Source organism: Ruegeria halocynthiae (assembly GCF_000743705.1).
GTDB classification, from domain to species: Bacteria; Pseudomonadota; Alphaproteobacteria; order Rhodobacterales; family Rhodobacteraceae; genus Ruegeria; species Ruegeria halocynthiae_B.
This window is the reverse complement of the sequence record NZ_JQEZ01000001.1, coordinates 1256002-1273098: the sequence shown is the minus strand read 5'-3', so window position 1 is coordinate 1273098 and position 17097 is coordinate 1256002. Positions and strand designations below refer to the sequence as shown.

Here is a 17097-nt window from a genome sequence, read left to right as displayed (position 1 = left end):
GGCCTGACGGCCATATAGGCAGATCAACCGTTAAGGCGCTTGAGCCGCGCCGTAACAGACAACCCGTGCGCCTCAAGGCTTTCGGATTGCGCCAGTTTCTCGGCAGCGGGGCCGATGGCACGCAGTGCCTCTGGCGTCATTTGGCTGAGCGTTGTGCGCTTGAGGAAGTCCATCACGCTGAGGCCAGAGGAAAACCGGGCCGAGCGCGCGGTGGGCAGGACGTGATTGGGGCCACCGACATAATCCCCAATGGCCTCGGGGGTGTATTGGCCAAGAAATATCGCACCCGCGTGAACGGTTTTCTGGCTGAGGCTGACCGGATCGGCCACGCACAGTTCCAGATGTTCAGGGGCGATGCGGTTTGACAGGGCCGCGGCCTCGTCCAGATCGCGCACCGTGATCACTGCGCCAAAATCGCGCCAGCTGGGTCCGGCAATTGCGCGGCGTTGCAGGGTTTCCAAACGCTTTTCAACGGCATCGGCCACGGCCCGCCCGAACGCGGCATCATCGGTGATCAGGATAGATTGCGCACTTTCGTCGTGTTCGGCCTGGCTGAGCAAATCCAGCGCGATCCAGTCGGGATCGTTGTCCTTGTCGGCGATGACCAGAATCTCGGACGGGCCAGCGATCATGTCGATGCCCACCTTGCCGAACACACGACGTTTGGCAGCGGCAACAAAGGCGTTGCCGGGGCCAGTGATCTTATCCACCGGCGCGACAGTCTCGGTGCCATAGGCCAGCGCCGCAATCGCCTGCGCGCCACCCATGCGATAGATCGTATCCACCCCGGACAGCTGCGCCGCCAGCAAAACCAGCGGATTCACCTGCCCGTCCGGTGTGGGCACGGCGATGGCCAGCCGCTCGACCCCGGCCACCTTGGCGGGGATCGCATTCATCAAAACCGAAGACGGGTAAGAGGCCAGCCCCCCCGGCACATACAGACCCGCCGCCGACACCGCCGACCAGCGCCAGCCCAGCGTCGCTCCTGCCGGATCGGTCCACTGGCAATCCTCGGGCATCTGTTTTGCGTGATAGGCGCGGATGCGTTTGGCAGCCAGCTCGAGTGCTGCGCGGTCTTCGTCCGAAACCCGGGCGACCGCGTCGGTGATTTCGTCGGCGGAAAAGGTCAGCGTCTTGGGCGTCAGTTCAAGCCGGTCGAATTTGGCCGTCAGCTCAAGAACAGCGGCATCACCCCGGGTACGCACATCGTCGATGATCTGCGCCACGACGGCGTCCACATCCGGGCTGTCTTCGCGCTTGGCCGACAACAGCGCCTGAAAGGCAGGTTCGAAATCGGGCAGCGTGGTGTCGAGGAAAACGGGCATGATCTGGCACTCCGGGACGTTTGTTCGGGACATATCGCCGGGATGGGCTGGCCTCAACCCTTCTCGGCAGGGTGCAGCGATTTGCGCATTGTCAAACAGGAAAGGGCCTGCCGGTCGCTGCAGTGCCCCGTAGGCTGCCAGCCGTGCCGCTGATAAAACGCTTGGGCCGTGCGCGTCGCCTCAAGCCGGGCCTCGGAATGTCCTGCGGCGATCAGGTCCAGTTCCATACGATGCAACAAGGCAGCGCCAATGCCATGCCCGGCATGATCCGGGTCAATGTAAAGCAAGGTGATCTCAGCATCATGCAGACCTCCCACTGCGGCAACCTGCCCCGCACATTCCGCCAGCCAAATCTGCGCTCCGCCGGTGATCCAGCCCCGGATCGTCGCCGGGTCCTTGTTCGCAATCCATTGCGCGATGGCCAGCGGATCATCCTGATGATCCGCCCGGCACAGCACAGTGATCGACCGGATCAGAACCCGGCTTAGATCGAACACGTCAAAAACGGTCGCGCGGCGCAGGATCACCCCGGTTGGGGTTTGTGAAAACGCCTGAGATATGCCGCGCTTGTTCTGCATCTATTCGGGGTGATGCGGTGCCTGACCCGAAGGTGCCAGATACGGCCGCGTCACATCTTTGAGCGTGGCATCCAGCGCCTCTACCTTTAGCCGGATGGCCCCGTCGCCCGCCAGTGTCAGCAAGACCTGACCGGCACCGTCTTCGACGGCCTCAAAGTCCACCGATAGCAACGACAGGATCAAGTCCTTGTCGCTGCGGTCGATGCCCTGACTGGCCACGGACAGCACCGAATCGAAGACCAGAACGGACTGAACACGCTCAAACCGCCGATCCCGGCGGGCGGCGGCGTCCTTGTCTTCCCAGCGGAACCGGTTCAGCAGCAGGCCGAACCGGCGCTTTGCGGGTTGCCACGTCATCTCGGTCACCGGAAACACCGCGTCCTGCGCAAGGGTCGAGATGACCTGCAGGTCATCCGTATCCTGCGCGCCCAGATTCAGCGGGGCTTCGCGCCCGTCTTCAAAACTTGCGTCTGTCATTGACCTTTGATCCGTTCAATCTTTGCGCCCACGCCTTCCAGCTTGCGCACAACATGCTCATATCCGCGGTCAAGATGATAGACCCTGCTGATCGTTGTTTCGCCTTCGGCTGCAAGCCCGGCCAGAATCAACGAGACCGAGGCCCGCAAATCTGTCGCCATCACCGGTGCGCCTTTCAGCCGGTCAACGCCCGTGACCGTGGCCGTACCACCATGCACCTCGATTTCCGCGCCCATCCGCACCAGTTCCGGGGCGTGCATAAAGCGATTCTCGAAGATGCGCTCTTCCAGAACCGATGTCCCCTCGGCCGTGCACATCAGCGCCATCATCTGTGCCTGCAAATCGGTCGGGAAGCCCGGGAAGGGTTCGGTCACCACATCCACCGCGCTGACGCGCCCGTTCTTGCGGGCAACCTTCAGGCCCTTTTCGGTCTCTTCGACATGAACCCCGGCCACATCCAGTTTGGCCGCAAAGGATTCGACCAGTTTCATCCGACCGCCCAACAGCTCAACCTCGCCGCCGCACATGGCTGGGGCCAGCATATAAGTGCCCAACTCGATCCGGTCGGTGACAACCTGATGGGTCGCACCGTGCAGCCGGTCAACGCCCTGAATTTCGATGGTCGGGGTGCCCTCGCCCGAAATCTGCGCGCCCATCTTGCGCAGGCAGTCCACCAGATCGACGATCTCGGGCTCGCGCGCGGCGTTTTTCAAAACCGTGGTGCCCTTGGCCAGCGTGGCGGCCATGACGATGTTTTCCGTCGCCCCGACCGAGGCAAAGCGCATCTCATGCACGGCACCCTTCAACCCGCCCGGCGCTTTGGCGTGCAGGTAGCCGTCCCGCAACTCGATCTCGGCACCCAGCGCCTCCAGTCCTTCGACATGCAGGTCCATGGGCCGCGCACCGATCGCGCAGCCACCGGGCAACGACACTACTGCTTCCCCAAACCGCGCCAGCAACGGTCCCAACACCAGGTTGGACGCCCGCATCTTGCGCACGATCTCATAATCCGCCGTCTGACTGGTCAGATCATGGCTGGACATCGCCAACACCTGACCATCCTGCAACGAGGACACTTCGGCCCCCAGCGATTGCAGCAAAGCCGTCATGGTCTTGATGTCACTGAGGCGCGGCGCATTGGTCAGCGTCAGCGGTTCTTCGCTCAACAATGTTGCGGGCATCAGCGTCAAACACGCGTTCTTGGCCCCCGCAATCGGTATCTGACCGTTCAGCGGCCCATTGCCCGTTACCAGAATCGAATCCATCTGCTCTTATCCCTCGTCCTTGTCGGCACTGTCGTTTTGGGTCGCGCGCGCCTTGGCCTGCGCCTTGCGCCGCGCCATATTCGCCTTGAGCGCCGCTTTCAGCCGCTCTTCGCGCGCGTCCCCGGATTTGCCGTGTTTTTTGGGTGAATTTTTCTCTGCCATTACCTTTCTCTACAGGAGGCGAAAAAAACCGTCCAGACACCCTTGCGCCCCGTTTCGTTTGAGTCTAATCACCCGCCCACAGCGCTGCTGTAGCTCAGAGGTAGAGCACTCCCTTGGTAAGGGAGAGGTCGAGAGTTCGATTCTCTCCAGCAGCACCATGATTTCCTTATTTTCATCAACGATTTACACCGTGCCACAGGCGTGCGAGTGCGGATTGTCGCACAGCAATCTTACACAGTGGCCTTTTTGATACCTACAATAGTTAAAGACAATAATTAGTGGAACATAATCCGTTCCGGCGGGGATTCGAACTGCGCGCCCATATTCGCGATCCGACGCTGGGTCTCGGCCCATGATGCACCCAAAAGTTCACATCGCCGGACAATGCATGATCTCTTGATTGCTGTTAAGGACCTGTTGTTCTTTAAGTTGCACGCAGTAATCTTGGCACCGACCGGATCGCAGCCTGACAGGTCCAATATGCCAAATCGAATCCCGGGCTATTGCCCGCAACAAAAAGGTGCCCAATGGGCTTACGAACAAACTTGGCGAAACGCCTTAGCAACATTGCACTTTCGAATGCCAAAATCAGACGTGAGATACTGCGAAGTTTTCGCTCCAATCAGGTCATGTTCTACCGCGATCTGAACGATCATTCGCTGGTGTACTATCCTCATGATGTCATCGGCGAGCAGATTACCCTGACTGGCGCATTCAGTCGCGAGCCGGTGTTCCAGATCACTCAGTTTCTGCGCGGGTCGGGTATTGATATCGCCGGTGGTCTCATCCTTGAAATCGGGGCGAACATTGGGACGCACACGGTTTATTTCTTCAAGGATATTCCGTGCTCGCGCGCGATCGCCATCGAACCCGACCCGATCAATTTCGACTTGCTGTCGAAGAATGTTCGAATAAACGGGCTGAGTGATCAGGTAGAGCTGGTGAATGCTGGCGCGTCATCGTCGCCCGGAACCCTGCCATTTATGCACGACGAATTGAACAGCGGCGGGTCCCGGTTTGTTGAAAACGGCGGACAGGGCGTATCCGTAGACGTCATCACGGTGGATGGGCTGGATAATCTGGACGATCTTCGACTGATTTGGCTGGACGTCGAGGGGCATGAAACGCAGGTCCTGGAAGGTGCCCTTGAAACACTGGGCCGTTTGAACCCGCCGATTTATCTGGAGTATACGCCACAACCAACCGCTTCAGAGAACCGGCGCTTGCGCGACATTCTTTTTGATAACTACGCCAATGTCGTGGATTTCGGTAACGGTTGCGCGCCGCTGTCTGCGGCGTCATTCGATGATATTTCCGCGCAGACCGACCTGCTGGTTTTCGGTCAAAAGAAGCCAGTGGATAAGGAATGAGCCGCTATGGCACCTGAACTGCGGATCTGTTGCGGTCCGCACGACAAGCAATGCCAGACCTATTGTCGTTTCAATCTGGTCAGTCACGCGTCTTGGCGCGTGGCCCTCTTTCTTGCCAAAAATATTCACAAAAACGAAGCTGTCGAAGTTTGACAGAATCCGCAACCGGTGCTTACCTGTTTTCGACGCATCGGGATCATTCAATTTCTCAAGCATTATCAGCGTCCTGAGGTGCCGGCACGGCACTGGACATGCCAGAGTCGCAACCTGGGGATTAAAAAATGGAATTAGTCACCGAACAGCTCCGCGCCTTTCCGATCATGGCGCTTTTTTTGTGTCTGGGTCTGGGATACGGCGTCGGCAAATTCAGGGTCGGCAAATTCGAACTGGGCGGGATCGCGGGCACGTTGCTGGTGGCGGTGTTCGTTGGGCAGATCGGCGGCATCAACCTCAGCACGGATGTTCAGAACATATTCTTTTCATTGTTTATTTTCATGGTCGGCTACAATGGCGGGCCACAGTTCTTTGCGGCGCTGAACCGAACCGCTCTGACCAAGTTGTTGGCCGCGTTCATGATGACCCTGTGGGGGTTGTTCTTTGTCATCGTCGTGGCCCGCTGGGCCGGGCTGGACAAGGGGTTGGCGGCCGGGCTGGCAGCCGGTGGGTTGACGCAATCGGCCATTATCGGCACCGCTGGAAATGCCATCGACCTGCTGGGGCTGGCCTCGGACGAGGCTGAAAAGCTAAAGACCAACATCGCTGTTGGATATTCGGTGACCTACATCTTCGGTTCGATCGGGCCGATATTGGCCGTCAGTATCATCCCGATCATCATGCGCTGCGATCTGCGGCAAGAAGCGATCAAACTTGCCCAAAAGCTAAGCGGCGGCGGTCGCAAGCTTGAGGAAGGCGAGTTCCTTCCGATGAACCGCTTTGAGGCCCGCGCCTATCAGGTCAACGATGGCGCACCCGTCGCGGGCCAGTCGGTCAAAGCCATAGAGGCCGGATATGACGGGGACCTTGTCGTTGAACGGCTGTTGCGCGACGGTGCCCCGCAGGATCCGACACCGGACACCGTAATCAGCGCGGGCGACGTGATCGTTGTCTCGGGTCTTGTCGCGGCACTGACGCGGTTCGAAGGCGCGGCAGGCAGCGAGGTCGGAGAGTACCCTCCGGAGCTGACCATCGTGGAAGAACGGCGCAACGTGGTGGTCACCAATCGCAAGCTGGCCGGGAAAACCCTTGCGGACCTGCGCGACGCGCTGACTGCAGATCAGCGCCGTGGCGTTCATATCTCAAAGATCACCCGCATGGGGCATGACATCCCCGTGCTGCACAACACCGAGATCCATGCCGGCGATGAGATCAGCATTGTGGGCCACAAGGACGATCTGAACCGGGTGGCAAAGATGGCGGGCTATGTGCCCCCTTCTGCCTCGGTCACGAATTTTATCGCCTTGGGGATCGGTGTGACCATCGGCTATCTGATCGGGGAAATCAGCTTTGTCATTGCGGGGACAAAAGTCGCCCTTGGGTCCGGTCTTGGATGTCTGGTGACCGGCTTGATCATCGGTTACATGCGTATCCGGCGGCCCAAGATCGGCGGGATCAACCGGGGCGCGGCGGATTTCCTGCAAAGCTTTGGTCTGGCCGTATTTGTCGGGGTGGTGGGCCTGAACGCCGGGCAGCCCGCGTTGCAGGCGATTCAGGAATACGGGATCACCCTGTTGCTGTTGGGCTTCGTCGTCACGCTGATGCCCATGATCGTGCAGTTCCCGATCAACTATTTCGCCCTGCGCATCAAAAACCCGGTTGAGGCCTGCGCGGTTGTAACCGGGTCCCGGTCCGGCAACCCCGGCTTTGCGACATTGCTGGAAAAAACGGGCAACTCCACACCTACGCCCGCGTTCACCATGACCTATGCGGTGGCGAACATCTTCCTGACGCTTTGGGGGCCGCTGGTCGTGGCGTTTGTGCCGTAAGCTACATCAGCAGGATCACGATGACCGATCCCCACAGGGCCAGCAGCACGTTGCCCACCGCATAGCCAAGGCCATAACCCAATGTAGGCACCTGGCTTTGCGCGGCCTCCTGAACAGCGGCCAACGCCGGGGCGGATGTTCCGGCCCCGCAGCAGGTGCCCGCCAACACGCCCTCGTTTATTCCAAACACCTTGTGGCCGACAAAAATCGCCGATCCGTGGGCAAAGACAACGATAGCCACCGACCCTAAGATCAACGACGGTCCGCTCTCCAGGACTCCGGTCACAAAACTGGGCCCCGAGGTTATGCCCACACAGGCCACGAATACGCACAACCCCACGGAATCGAAAATCCACAGCGTTGCTTCGGGCACAAACCCAAACGTTCTGCGGACCGAGCGCAGCCAACCCGCCACCAGACCGCCCAGCAACACACCGACCGAAGTGCCAAGCCCCAGTTCAACCGCGCCGTATTTCAGTGCCGGAATACCAATCAGCCCGCCCAAAAGAATGAAAAACGCAACAAAGACCATGTCGGTCTTATTCGTGTCCCGATCCAGATAGCCCAGCTTGTCAGCCGCATCCTGGATATGGTTGCGGGTGCCCGAGACAGTCAGCACGTCCCCCTTGTGCAGGGTCACTCCACGAAAGATCGGCAGCCGTTCACCGCTGCGCATGATCCCGCGCAGAAAGACGGTGCGCGCCTCGGGGCGGGTCGATAGCTCGCCCAGGGTTTGGTTGACCACCGCGCTGTTGGTGACGACGATATCGCTGGTTTCCACAGGCAGATCCAAAAGTTCGGGGTCTTCGACCTCATCCCCCAGCATATCCGCGTGGTCGATCAGATAGGATCGCATCCCGGCAATCGCGGCGATGTCACCCTTGTGCAGGACCATGTCCCGCGTGGTGGGAAGAAGCCTGTTATCTCGGCGCACGCGGTCAATGAAAGCGCGGACATGCGGGGGCACCCGCGCCTCAACCTCGGCCACCGTTTGGCCCGCGAATTCAGGGTTGATGCGATAGGCGCGGGCCTCAAAATCGCGGTGTTCGGACACCATCGGGGTGTCCTGATCGTCCAGTTCGGCCTCATGTTCAGCACAGGCTTCTTTCAGCGACCGGCCATAGAACCGTGGGGCTAGCTGAGTGTGGAAAAAGATTGTGGCGATGACCCCGACGAAATAAGCCACTGCAAATCCGGTGGCGATTTCCCCGTCGAATATCTGCTGCGCCGCCTCGTCGGCACCGGTTTTGGCAAAGGCGTCGATGGCCACGCCCAGCGTTGCGCTTTCGGTAACCCCGCCCGCCAAAAGCCCGGCGGCAATCCCCACCGGCAATCCCATCAGAGATGCCAGCAGCACCGCAACCAACAGTGCCACACCACAAAGCAGCACCGTGATCGCGATCTGCGGCAGCGCCCCAAAGTTCAGGGATCGAAAAAATTGTGGCCCGGTTCGGTATCCGATGGAAAATAGAAACAGCAAAAAGAAGGCTTGTTGCAGGTCGTCTGACACGACCACCCCGGTCTGCCCGACCAATACGCCAGCCAGCAAACAGCCCGCCACCGATCCAACGGTGAACGAGCCGATTGTGATCTTTCCCATCGCGTAGCCCATGGCGAGGCTACAAAACAGGGCCAGTTCGGGGTGTGCGCCAAAGATTGCGCCAATCAGTTCCATGCAGACTTACCTTTTTTGCAGCCCCTGTTCAGCCGTGCAGCGGCATCCCTTTCGAGGCGCGATAGGCCTGCACATATCCGATGGCCACCGCCCGAACCGCGCGCCCGATCTGGCGATAGGCGCTGTCATCGAGATTGGCAAAGGACACCCGTGCCGACCAGTTCGGCGCGTCAAATCCGGACCCGTTCAACAGAACAATCCCATGATCCTGTGCCAGCTTGAACGAAATATCCAACGGATGAACGTTGTCCTTGATCCAGCCGACCACCTCTTCGCCCACGTATTTGCGCAGCCAGAATTCGAAATCTATGATTCCGTAATAGCGGTCGTACAGCGGGTTCTCGGCCACTTCGATCCCCATCCCCTCGACCATTTCGGTGAACCGGTGTTCCAGAATCCCACGGCAAAACGCCTGATAGCTTTTATCCTCGTCCATCAACTCGACCAGCGAAAACAACGTCATCATCACCTGTTGCGGCAATGACAGACCTGCGGTGTGGTTCAGCGCGACATCGCGGCTGTCGGCCACAATCCTGTCGATGAACTTGAAATTCGACGGATCGGGTGTCAGCGGCGTGTAGCGGGCGTTGACGACGGCTTTGGTTTCTGTGGGCGCATCGGCGATCATCCGGTCGAAGATGTTGTTTTCCGCAACCGCGATCACACCCAGCCGCCAACCGGTACAGCCGAAATACTTGGAATAGGAATAAACGCCGATCGTATTTTCAGGCAGATGCCCCATCACCGACTGAAAGTTCGGCACAAAAGTGCCATAAACGTCGTCTGTCAGGATGATCAGGTCGGGACGGCGGGTTTTGACGAATTCGACCAGCCGGGCCAGAACCTCGGGGCTGATGGCAACCGAGGACGGGTTGCCCGGGTTGACCAGAAACAGCGCTTTGACCTTTGGGTCGGCGAGCTGTTCAAGGTCATCATCGGTAAGCTGGAAATGGTCCTCTTCCTCGGATGACACGTCGATGACATTCAGCCCGTAATCTTCGAGCACCGGCATTTCCAGGTAGGGTGTAAAGATCGGCGTGCCCAGCGCGATTGTATCGCCCGCATTCAGCAATCGCTGGTTCTTGAGCGCCTTGAAGATATAGCACATCGCGGCGGTTCCGCCCTCAACCGCGTAGAGGTCGAATTTGACGTCCGGCCGATGCCCCGCGCACATGGCCCACATCAGGTATTCATGCACGATCACTTCGTTATGCTTAAGGCACCGGTCCGGCATCGGATAGTGGTCGCCAATGACACTGTCGGTCAGCTCCAGCACGAAATCATCCGGGGTAAAGCCAAACTTCTGAATGGCAAAGTCCACCGCGGATACCAGCGTATCCGCACCCGGAGGCGCATTTTGCCCCTCAGGTGCGGTGCAATAGGCTTTGAGCCGGTCGTAACTCCCCGGTCCTTGCGGTGTGCCGGCCAGCCCGACCTGCGGCTCATTGCGATGCCGCTGCGCCTCGGTCAGTGCGAATTGCCCCAGCAGGAAGAACGCAGATCGGGCCTTGGTCGCGATCCAGTTGGGGTTGCCGCGCCCCGCATTCAGATAAGAATGGGCCGAACCGCGCGTTTCCTTTTGAGCCAGCTTGATAAGCTCGTCCTTGATTTCGAACGGGCTGAGGTTTTCGTACTTATGCAGGTCCAGTGTTTCTGACATGGCTTCAAACCCTTAAGTAAATCAATCGGATGAATTATACCGGATCGTACGAAAGGGAATGTGCCTGTGTAAACTGTTCAATAAGCAACCATTGCCACGTTTGGCATTCTGGTGGCGCTGTTTCAGTGCAACCGCTTCAGCGCGGCCAGCGCCCCGGCCAGAGAGTTTTTGATCTCGCCCGGGAAACCCCTGCCCTGTTCATGCAGCCCCGCGGCGATCCAACCAACCGAATGTCCACGGCCACCGATGTCATTTACCCGCACCTGGGTTGGCGATGTGCGTTCGGTGCTGACCAAGGCCATTGATCTTTCGATATCGGTTTTAGACATGGCCATTCTTACGGCGCTGTAGATATCCATCGTGACCTGCAGCGTCTGATGTTCCAGCCGGTGCCGAGATTCCGTCAGCATCCGCGTGCAAAAAGCCGACAGAAAATACCAGCGAAAGATCGAATAGACTCGGTCCTGCAAATCCCCGTTCACGCCAAGACCGGGCGACGCCGCGTCGGCAATTTGCCCGAACGCTGTTTCGGCGGCCTTCGACGCCTCACAGATTTCTCGCTCGCGTTTAGCAATTGAGATGATCCGTGGCGCGATATCACGTGCGGCTTCGTGAGATTCCAGATTCATTGATGTCCTCCAGCATTATCTTCTGCTGAGGACATGGAAATTTTCAAAAGCGTTCGAATGCGAATTGCTGCCATATTTTTCAGTTATCGTCGGATTGTTGGCAATTTCTGAATGCCATAAAGCTGCATATAACTCAAACATTAAACAAATTTGTTATGCTAAGTCTGTTCATTGTACGGGTTTTGGGCAACACACGCAAATTCGACGAACATTAAGACTTCATCCAACCCGCACATATCTCTGACACGATCTGGTAATAGTTATGCCCCTTTCATCGCCTAGAAACAGATAATCCTGCTGATCAGTTTACGAGTTTGAATTTAACGAGGGGGTACGAGCGGGAATAGGGGGTGAGTACCTGCCCGGCCGAGCTCGTCCGACGGCAGAGATGCTCCCCCCGCCCATATTACGTCAATCAATCTTGTTTTTCTGCGCATGTGGCGTGACCCCGAAACTTGACCGGTACACACGCGAAAAATGGCCGGGGCTTTCAAACCCGCAAGCCATGGCAACCTCGGTCACCGACGCCTCGGTCTGCAGCAAAAGCTTCTGAGCGCGTTCAAGGCGTAACTCCATAAAAAACTTCTTGGGCGAGGTGTTCAGGTATTTGCCGAACAGCCGTTCAAGCTGACGTGTTGAAATACCAAGGTCATCGGCAATTTGTGACGGAGATACCGGTGATTCAAGGCGGTCCTGCATGATGTGAATCGCCTTGGCAAGATGGGCATTGCGCATTCCATTGCGCGATTGCAGCGATACGCGCTGTTTGGCCGTGGCATTGCGCACCGCGTTATAAACCATCTGATCGGCCACTGCGATCGACAGTTCTGCGCCATGGTCGCGTTCGATCAGGTGCAGCATCAGGTCTGCGGTTGCGGTGCCGCCAGACGCAGTGATGTGTTTTTCATCGGCAACGAAGACGCTGCGCACAAGGTTCACCTCTGGGAATGCCTCCATGAAGGCGTCGTGGTATTCCCAATGGATCGCGGTTTGCATCCCGTCCAGAAACCCTGCCTCGGCCAGCAGCCAGGCACCGGAACACAGCGCACCGATGGCCGTTCCGCGCGCCCGCTCGCGCCGCAATGTTGCCAGCAAGGGGCGCGTGACGTGCTGGCGCATGTGGATGCCGGACAGCACGAACAGCTGATCGGTCCTGGGCAGGGCGTTCAGCCCGCCATGCACCAATGTCACAGAGCCATTCGAACAGACCGCCTGTTCGCCGTGTTCTGATAGGAATGTCCACTCGTACAGGTCGTCACCGTTGACCAGATTGGCGATCCGCAGGGGCTCTACCGCACAGGAAAACGCTAGGTGCGAGAACTCCTCAATCAGGATGAATGTGACATGCCGGGTCTGGCGCATTGGATGTCCCGCTTGGCTTGGTCTGATCGATGATCCATGCTGCACGATTTTTTTGTGTATACAAGTTGTATTTTCTTGGAATACACAGTGACACAGATCAGGCCACCACGATTCGCCTCGAAACAGGACATGACCGAATGAAAGACGACGCCAAATCCCGCAAGGCTGAGCTGACAGAGCACCTGAAAGTGTCCATCCTGACCCTGCGCCTGCACCCCGGAACAGATCTGGATGAGGCGCATCTGTCCGATGCCTTCGGCCTGTCACGCACGCCGCTGCGCGAAGTGTTCCGGCAATTGGCGGGTGAAGGTTATCTGGACCTGCGCACCAATCGCAGTGCCCGCGTGTCCGAGATGTCATACACGACCCTGCGCGATTTCTTTCTGGCGGCCCCGATGGTCTATGGCGCGATCCTGCGACTGGCCGCGCAAAACGCCACCCACGCGCAGATTGATGAATTGAAAGACGCGCAGCAGGCGTTCAAGGCGGCGCTGCGCGCGGGGTCCGGCGCGGATCGGGCGCTGGCCAACAACCGGTTTCACGACGTGACCGGAGAGATGTCGGGCAATGTCTATCTGCTGCCTTCGTTCAACCGGCTACTAATTGATCATGCCCGGATCGGGATGACTTTTTACCGCCCGCAAACGTCGAAGATGTCCGACAACCTGTCCGAGGCCAGCCGCCAGCACGACGCCATCATCGCCGCCATCGAGGCGGGCGATGAGGCGGCTGCTGCGCAGCTGGCCGAGGACCACTGGAACCTGTCACGCGACCAGATCGAGCTGTTCGTGATGCCTGACGCGTTGGATGTCCCGATGGGCAACCCACCCCTGTCGAAACCTGCATGAGGACGCAATGAACCCGATTTTCAGATTTGAGGGGATCTATACCCCGGTGGTCACGCCCTATCTCGACGATGGCGGCGTGAATTGGGACGCGCTGGCGCAGGTGGTCGAATATCTGATCGCAAACGGCGTGCATGGGCTGATCACGGGCGGGTCAACCGGCGAGAACTATGCCCAGACGGTTGCGGAACGGTTGGAACTGGCGCGGTTCACACATGAACAAGTGAAGGGTCGTCTGCCGCTGGTCGTAGGCACCGGCGCGATGCTGACGTCGGATTCAGTGGCCCTGGCCACCGGCGCGCGTGAGATTGGCGCGGATGCGATCCTGCTGGCCAGCCCGCCCTATTCGGTGCCGACCGACCGGGAAAATGCGCTGAACGCGCTGGCCATCGACAAGGCCGCCGATCTGCCGGTAATGCTGTACAACTATCCGCACCGCACCGGCACCATGATGGGCGAAGAGTTCCTTGACCGCGTCGGCCGCAGCCGGAACTTCTGCGGCATCAAGGAAAGTTCGGGCGATATCAACCGGGTGCATCTGCTGGCGCGGGATTATCCGCATATTCAGTTGGGTTGTGGCATGGATGATCAGGCGCTGGAGTTCTTTGCCTGGGGCGCGCCATTCTGGGTGTGCGGCGGGTCGAACTTTCTGCCGGCCGAGCACGTGGCGCTGTATCAGGCCTGCGTAATCGAAGGCGACTTCGCCAAAGGCCGCCGGATCATGTCCGCCCTGCTGCCGCTGATGCGGGTGCTGGAGCAGGGGGGCAAGTTTATCCAGACCATCAAACATGGTGTGACCATGAACGGGATTGAGGCGGGCCCGGTGCGGGCACCTCTCAAAGACCTCAACAAGGACGACAAGCGCGCGCTGGAACAGGTGACGCGGGTGTTAAAACGCAAAATCGCAGACATCGTGGCGGAGGATTAAGGCATGGGATTGCTGACACAGGACGAATATAAATCCATCGCCGCAGGCCTGACCCTGCCCACCGGGGCCTTTATCGACGGCGGGTATCGCTCCGCGATCTCGGGTGAGACGTTCCCGACGGTGAACCCGGCCACGGGCGACAAACTGGCCGATGTCGCCGCCTGTGGCGCGGCGGATGTGGATTTCGCCGTCGAAAAGGCGCGAGAGGCGTTTGATGACGGCCGTTGGTCGAAACTGCACCCTTCCGAGCGCAAGGATGTGCTGATCCGGCTGTGCAAGCTGATGACACGCAATGCGCGCGAGTTGGCGGTGATGGAGAGCATCGACAGCGGCAAGACCATCTATGACTGCGAAACCGTGGATATCCCTGAGACAATTCACTGTCTGAAATGGCACGCCGAGGCGATCGACAAGATCTATGACCAGGTCTCGCCCGCCAGCGACGATCACATCGCCATGGTAGTGCGCGAACCGATTGGTGTTGTGGGTCTTGTCCTACCGTGGAACTTCCCGCTGTTGATGCTGGCGTGGAAGATCGGGCCAGCGCTGGCGGCGGGCTGTTCGGTGGTTGTGAAACCTGCAACAGAAACATCGCTGACCGCCCTGCGTCTGGCAGAACTGGCGATGGAGGCCGGTATCCCGCGTGGTGTTCTGAACGTTGTGCCCGGCGGCGGGGCCGAGGTGGGCGAGCCCATCGGGCGGCATATGGATATCGACATGGTGTCCTTCACCGGCTCGACCGTCACCGGCAAGCGGTTCCTCAGCTATTCGGCGGAAAGCAACGCCAAGGAGGTGGTGCTTGAGATGGGCGGCAAGAACCCGGCCATCGTCATGGACGACGCGGAAAACCTGGACCGCGTGGCCGCCCATGTGGTCAACGGCGCGTTCTGGAATATGGGCGAGAACTGCTCGGCCTCATCCCGGCTGATCGTGCATAAGGATGTGAAGGCAGAGCTGTTGGACCGCATCGCCCATCACGCGAAACAGTGGAATATCGGCGACCCGCTGGACCCGGAAACCCGCATGGGCGCGCTGGTCAGCGAAGGACATTACACCAAGGTCTGCGGTTATCTGGAGCAGGCCGAGAACGTGGTGATCGGCGGCAAGGCCGACAAGGGCTTTGTCGAGGCTACGGTCGTCGAAGTCCCCGGCAACGACGCCCCATTGGCGCGCGAGGAGATCTTTGGCCCGGTCCTGTCGGTGATCCAAGTGTCGGGCTTTGACGAGGCGATCAAAGCGGCCAATGACACCGATTATGGCCTCTGCGCCTCGATCTTCACCGCCAACGCCAAACGCGCCATTCGCGGCGCGCGGGCGATACGGGCGGGCACAGTCACAATCAACAGCTTTGGCGAAGGCGACATCACAACGCCCTTCGGTGGCTACAAACAATCCGGCTTTGGCGGGCGCGACAACTCGGTGCATGCCCATGATCAGTACACCCAGTTGAAAACCATCTGGATTGATCTGGCCGACGACGCGGATGAGGCAGTGGATTGACACGCTATGCCGCCAGAACCCTGCCGGTCCACCGCGGACCAGCGGCCTGGAGCGCCATCCTGGGCGACCAGCCCCCCGCGCAGGAACTGGAGGGCAATCTGACCGCAGACTTCGTGATCGTCGGCGCCGGGTTTGCCGGGCTGTCGGCGGCGCTGCGTCTGAAACAGTTGCAGCCCGATACCAAGGTCGCCGTACTTGAGGCCGGGCGCGTGGCTGAAGGCGCGGCGGGGCGGAACTCGGGCTTTATGATCGACCTGCCGCATGATCTGGCGTCGGACAACTACGCCAGTGGCGGCGATGACACGGCGATGATCGCGCTGAACCGACAGGCGATAGCCTTTGCCCGCGCGGCGGTCGCGCAATTCGGGATCGACCCGAACTACTTTGATCCCGCAGGCAAGGTGAACGGCGCAGCCAGCGCGGCAGGACACGCGCATAATGTCAGCTACGCGCAACATCTGGCTGAACTGGGCGAAACCAGTGAAGTGCTTGACCCCCAGCAGATGCGTGATCTGACCGGGTCGCGGCACTATCGGTCAGGCCTCTACACACCCGGCACGGTGATGCTGCAACCGGCGGGTTATGTGCGCGGGCTGGCCGCCGGGTTGATTGGCGCGGGCGTCCAGGTGTTCGAAAACTCCGCCGTGATCAGGTTCGAGAAACAAGGCGGCGCGTGGCAGGTGCGAACCCTGCGCGGAGCCATCAGCACAGGCGCGGTGATCCTGACGGTCAACGGCCATCTTGAAAGTTTCGGCATCGAAAGCGACCGGCTGATGCAGTTGTTCCTGTTTGCGGCGATGACACCGGAACTGGATGCCGACGCGTTGACCCGACTGGGTGGGCAACCGCGCTGGGGCATCACGCCATCCGATCCCATGGGCACCACGATGCGGCGGATTGATACCGGTCAGGGCGGTAATCGCATCGTCACCCGCACCTGCGCAGCCCTGCGTCCCGGCATGGCTGCAACCCCGCGCGATCTGGCCCGAGCCTCACGGGTGATGCAGCGCAAGTTCGACCAACGCTTTCCACAGCTTTCCGGAACCAAGATGGAATACCACTGGGCCGGGCATCTGTGTCTGAGCCTGAACGGCGTCGCAGTCGCCCGCGAGATCGAGCCGGGCGTCTATTCCGGCTGCGTTCAGAACGGGCTGGGCACCGCGCGGGGAACCTTGACCGGCATCGCGGCAGCAGAACGCGCCTGCGGCTACAGTTCGGACATCACCCGGCATTTTGAGGTCGAGGATCAGCCCAAACGCCTGCCGCCCCAGCCCTTCCGCGAGATCGGCGCTAACGCCGTGCTGCGCTGGAAGGAATGGCGTGCCCGGGACGAATGACC

The 17097-nt window shown here is 59.5% G+C and carries 16 protein-coding genes and 1 tRNA gene; 7 read left to right on the top strand and 10 right to left on the bottom strand.

All coding sequences use genetic code 11. From position 1 onward, the window contains the following. Nucleotides 1-23: 23 nt before the first annotated feature. The 5 genes from hisD to JT51_RS22075 are packed head-to-tail and all read right to left on the bottom strand — an operon-like array spanning nt 24 to nt 3807. On the bottom strand, nt 24-1325 hold the full coding sequence (gene hisD, locus JT51_RS06185; protein WP_037309063.1) for a histidinol dehydrogenase: 1302 nt from the start codon (nt 1323-1325) through the stop codon (nt 24-26). A 53-nt stretch (nt 1326-1378) separates the two neighbouring features. Further along, nucleotides 1379-1903: a GNAT family N-acetyltransferase gene (locus tag JT51_RS06180; RefSeq protein WP_051927422.1), complete on the bottom strand. Its 525-nt coding sequence runs from the start codon at nt 1901-1903 to the stop codon at nt 1379-1381. Next, nucleotides 1904-2380: a DUF2948 family protein gene (locus JT51_RS06175; RefSeq protein ID WP_037309061.1), complete on the bottom strand. Its 477-nt coding sequence runs from the start codon at nt 2378-2380 to the stop codon at nt 1904-1906. Then, entirely contained in the window at nt 2377-3645 is a 1269-nt protein-coding gene (murA, locus tag JT51_RS06170; RefSeq protein WP_037309059.1) for a UDP-N-acetylglucosamine 1-carboxyvinyltransferase, read from the bottom strand. The genes JT51_RS06175 and murA overlap by 4 nt, the downstream gene beginning before the upstream one ends. A gap of 6 nt (nt 3646-3651) precedes the next feature. Further along, on the bottom strand, nt 3652-3807 hold the full coding sequence (locus tag JT51_RS22075; RefSeq protein WP_200876067.1) for a hypothetical protein: 156 nt from the start codon (nt 3805-3807) through the stop codon (nt 3652-3654). Nucleotides 3808-3890: 83 nt separating this feature from the next. On the opposite strand from JT51_RS22075, the gene JT51_RS06165 reads away from it, so the two are divergent. Both JT51_RS06165 and JT51_RS06160 read left to right on the top strand, forming a co-directional pair. Then, nucleotides 3891-3965 (top strand) — tRNA-Thr (locus tag JT51_RS06165). A 471-nt stretch (nt 3966-4436) separates the two neighbouring features. Beyond that, nucleotides 4437-5177, top strand: a complete 741-nt coding sequence (locus JT51_RS06160) for an FkbM family methyltransferase (RefSeq protein ID WP_037309057.1) — start codon at nt 4437-4439, stop codon at nt 5175-5177. On the opposite strand, the gene JT51_RS21735 is transcribed toward JT51_RS06160, so the two are convergent. Beyond that, nucleotides 5106-5393: a hypothetical protein gene (locus tag JT51_RS21735; protein ID WP_152563303.1), complete on the bottom strand. Its 288-nt coding sequence runs from the start codon at nt 5391-5393 to the stop codon at nt 5106-5108. The genes JT51_RS06160 and JT51_RS21735 overlap by 72 nt on opposite strands. Nucleotides 5394-5458: 65 nt before the next feature. Between JT51_RS21735 and aspT the strand changes: the two genes are divergently transcribed. After that, nucleotides 5459-7159, top strand: a complete 1701-nt coding sequence (gene aspT / locus JT51_RS06155) for an aspartate-alanine antiporter (protein ID WP_037309056.1) — start codon at nt 5459-5461, stop codon at nt 7157-7159. A gap of 1 nt (nt 7160) precedes the next feature. Here the strand turns inward: aspT and JT51_RS06150 are convergent, their stop codons facing one another. The 4 genes from JT51_RS06150 to JT51_RS06135 form a co-directional block, all read right to left on the bottom strand. Further along, entirely contained in the window at nt 7161-8834 is a 1674-nt protein-coding gene (locus JT51_RS06150; protein WP_037309054.1) for an aspartate:alanine exchanger family transporter, read from the bottom strand. Between the two features lie 28 nt (nt 8835-8862). Beyond that, complete coding sequence (locus JT51_RS06145) at nt 8863-10494, bottom strand: bifunctional aspartate transaminase/aspartate 4-decarboxylase (RefSeq protein ID WP_037309051.1); 1632 nt, start codon at nt 10492-10494, stop codon at nt 8863-8865. 122 nt (nt 10495-10616) lie between these two features. Further along, nucleotides 10617-11123: a hypothetical protein gene (locus JT51_RS06140; RefSeq protein WP_037309048.1), complete on the bottom strand. Its 507-nt coding sequence runs from the start codon at nt 11121-11123 to the stop codon at nt 10617-10619. A 411-nt stretch (nt 11124-11534) separates the two neighbouring features. Then, on the bottom strand, nt 11535-12485 hold the full coding sequence (locus JT51_RS06135) for a GlxA family transcriptional regulator (RefSeq protein ID WP_037309045.1): 951 nt from the start codon (nt 12483-12485) through the stop codon (nt 11535-11537). Between the two features lie 137 nt (nt 12486-12622). On the opposite strand from JT51_RS06135, the gene JT51_RS06130 reads away from it, so the two are divergent. From JT51_RS06130 to JT51_RS06115, 4 genes are read left to right on the top strand one after another with little or no spacing between them, the layout of a single operon-like run. Beyond that, complete coding sequence (locus tag JT51_RS06130) at nt 12623-13333, top strand: GntR family transcriptional regulator (protein WP_037309042.1); 711 nt, start codon at nt 12623-12625, stop codon at nt 13331-13333. A gap of 7 nt (nt 13334-13340) precedes the next feature. Further along, on the top strand, nt 13341-14258 hold the full coding sequence (locus JT51_RS06125; RefSeq protein WP_037309039.1) for a dihydrodipicolinate synthase family protein: 918 nt from the start codon (nt 13341-13343) through the stop codon (nt 14256-14258). Between the two features lie 3 nt (nt 14259-14261). Further along, nucleotides 14262-15758, top strand: coding sequence for an aldehyde dehydrogenase (locus tag JT51_RS06120; protein ID WP_037309035.1), 1497 nt, complete (start codon nt 14262-14264; stop codon nt 15756-15758). Next, a complete protein-coding gene (locus JT51_RS06115; protein ID WP_037309032.1) occupies nt 15755-17095 on the top strand; it encodes an NAD(P)/FAD-dependent oxidoreductase in 1341 nt (446 codons plus the stop codon). The genes JT51_RS06120 and JT51_RS06115 overlap by 4 nt, the downstream gene beginning before the upstream one ends. Nucleotides 17096-17097 lie beyond the last annotated feature (2 nt).

Bases quoted from the DNA above. Each gene is read 5' to 3' on its own strand.
- JT51_RS06130 (WP_037309042.1), top strand. From the start codon at position 12,623: ATGAAAGACGACGCCAAATCCCGCAAGGCTGAGCTGACAGAGCACCTG.
- hisD (WP_037309063.1), bottom strand. From the start codon at position 1,325: ATGCCCGTTTTCCTCGACACCACGCTGCCCGATTTCGAACCTGCCTTT.
- murA (WP_037309059.1), bottom strand. From the start codon at position 3,645: ATGGATTCGATTCTGGTAACGGGCAATGGGCCGCTGAACGGTCAGATA.
- JT51_RS21735 (WP_152563303.1), bottom strand. From the start codon at position 5,393: ATGCTTGAGAAATTGAATGATCCCGATGCGTCGAAAACAGGTAAGCAC.
- JT51_RS06180 (WP_051927422.1), bottom strand. From the start codon at position 1,903: ATGCAGAACAAGCGCGGCATATCTCAGGCGTTTTCACAAACCCCAACC.
- JT51_RS06145 (WP_037309051.1), bottom strand. From the start codon at position 10,494: ATGTCAGAAACACTGGACCTGCATAAGTACGAAAACCTCAGCCCGTTC.
- JT51_RS06175 (WP_037309061.1), bottom strand. From the start codon at position 2,380: ATGACAGACGCAAGTTTTGAAGACGGGCGCGAAGCCCCGCTGAATCTG.
- JT51_RS06120 (WP_037309035.1), top strand. From the start codon at position 14,262: ATGGGATTGCTGACACAGGACGAATATAAATCCATCGCCGCAGGCCTG.
- JT51_RS22075 (WP_200876067.1), bottom strand. From the start codon at position 3,807: ATGGCAGAGAAAAATTCACCCAAAAAACACGGCAAATCCGGGGACGCG.
- JT51_RS06160 (WP_037309057.1), top strand. From the start codon at position 4,437: ATGTTCTACCGCGATCTGAACGATCATTCGCTGGTGTACTATCCTCAT.
- JT51_RS06125 (WP_037309039.1), top strand. From the start codon at position 13,341: ATGAACCCGATTTTCAGATTTGAGGGGATCTATACCCCGGTGGTCACG.
- JT51_RS06150 (WP_037309054.1), bottom strand. From the start codon at position 8,834: ATGGAACTGATTGGCGCAATCTTTGGCGCACACCCCGAACTGGCCCTG.
- JT51_RS06135 (WP_037309045.1), bottom strand. From the start codon at position 12,485: ATGCGCCAGACCCGGCATGTCACATTCATCCTGATTGAGGAGTTCTCG.
- aspT (WP_037309056.1), top strand. From the start codon at position 5,459: ATGGAATTAGTCACCGAACAGCTCCGCGCCTTTCCGATCATGGCGCTT.
- JT51_RS06140 (WP_037309048.1), bottom strand. From the start codon at position 11,123: ATGAATCTGGAATCTCACGAAGCCGCACGTGATATCGCGCCACGGATC.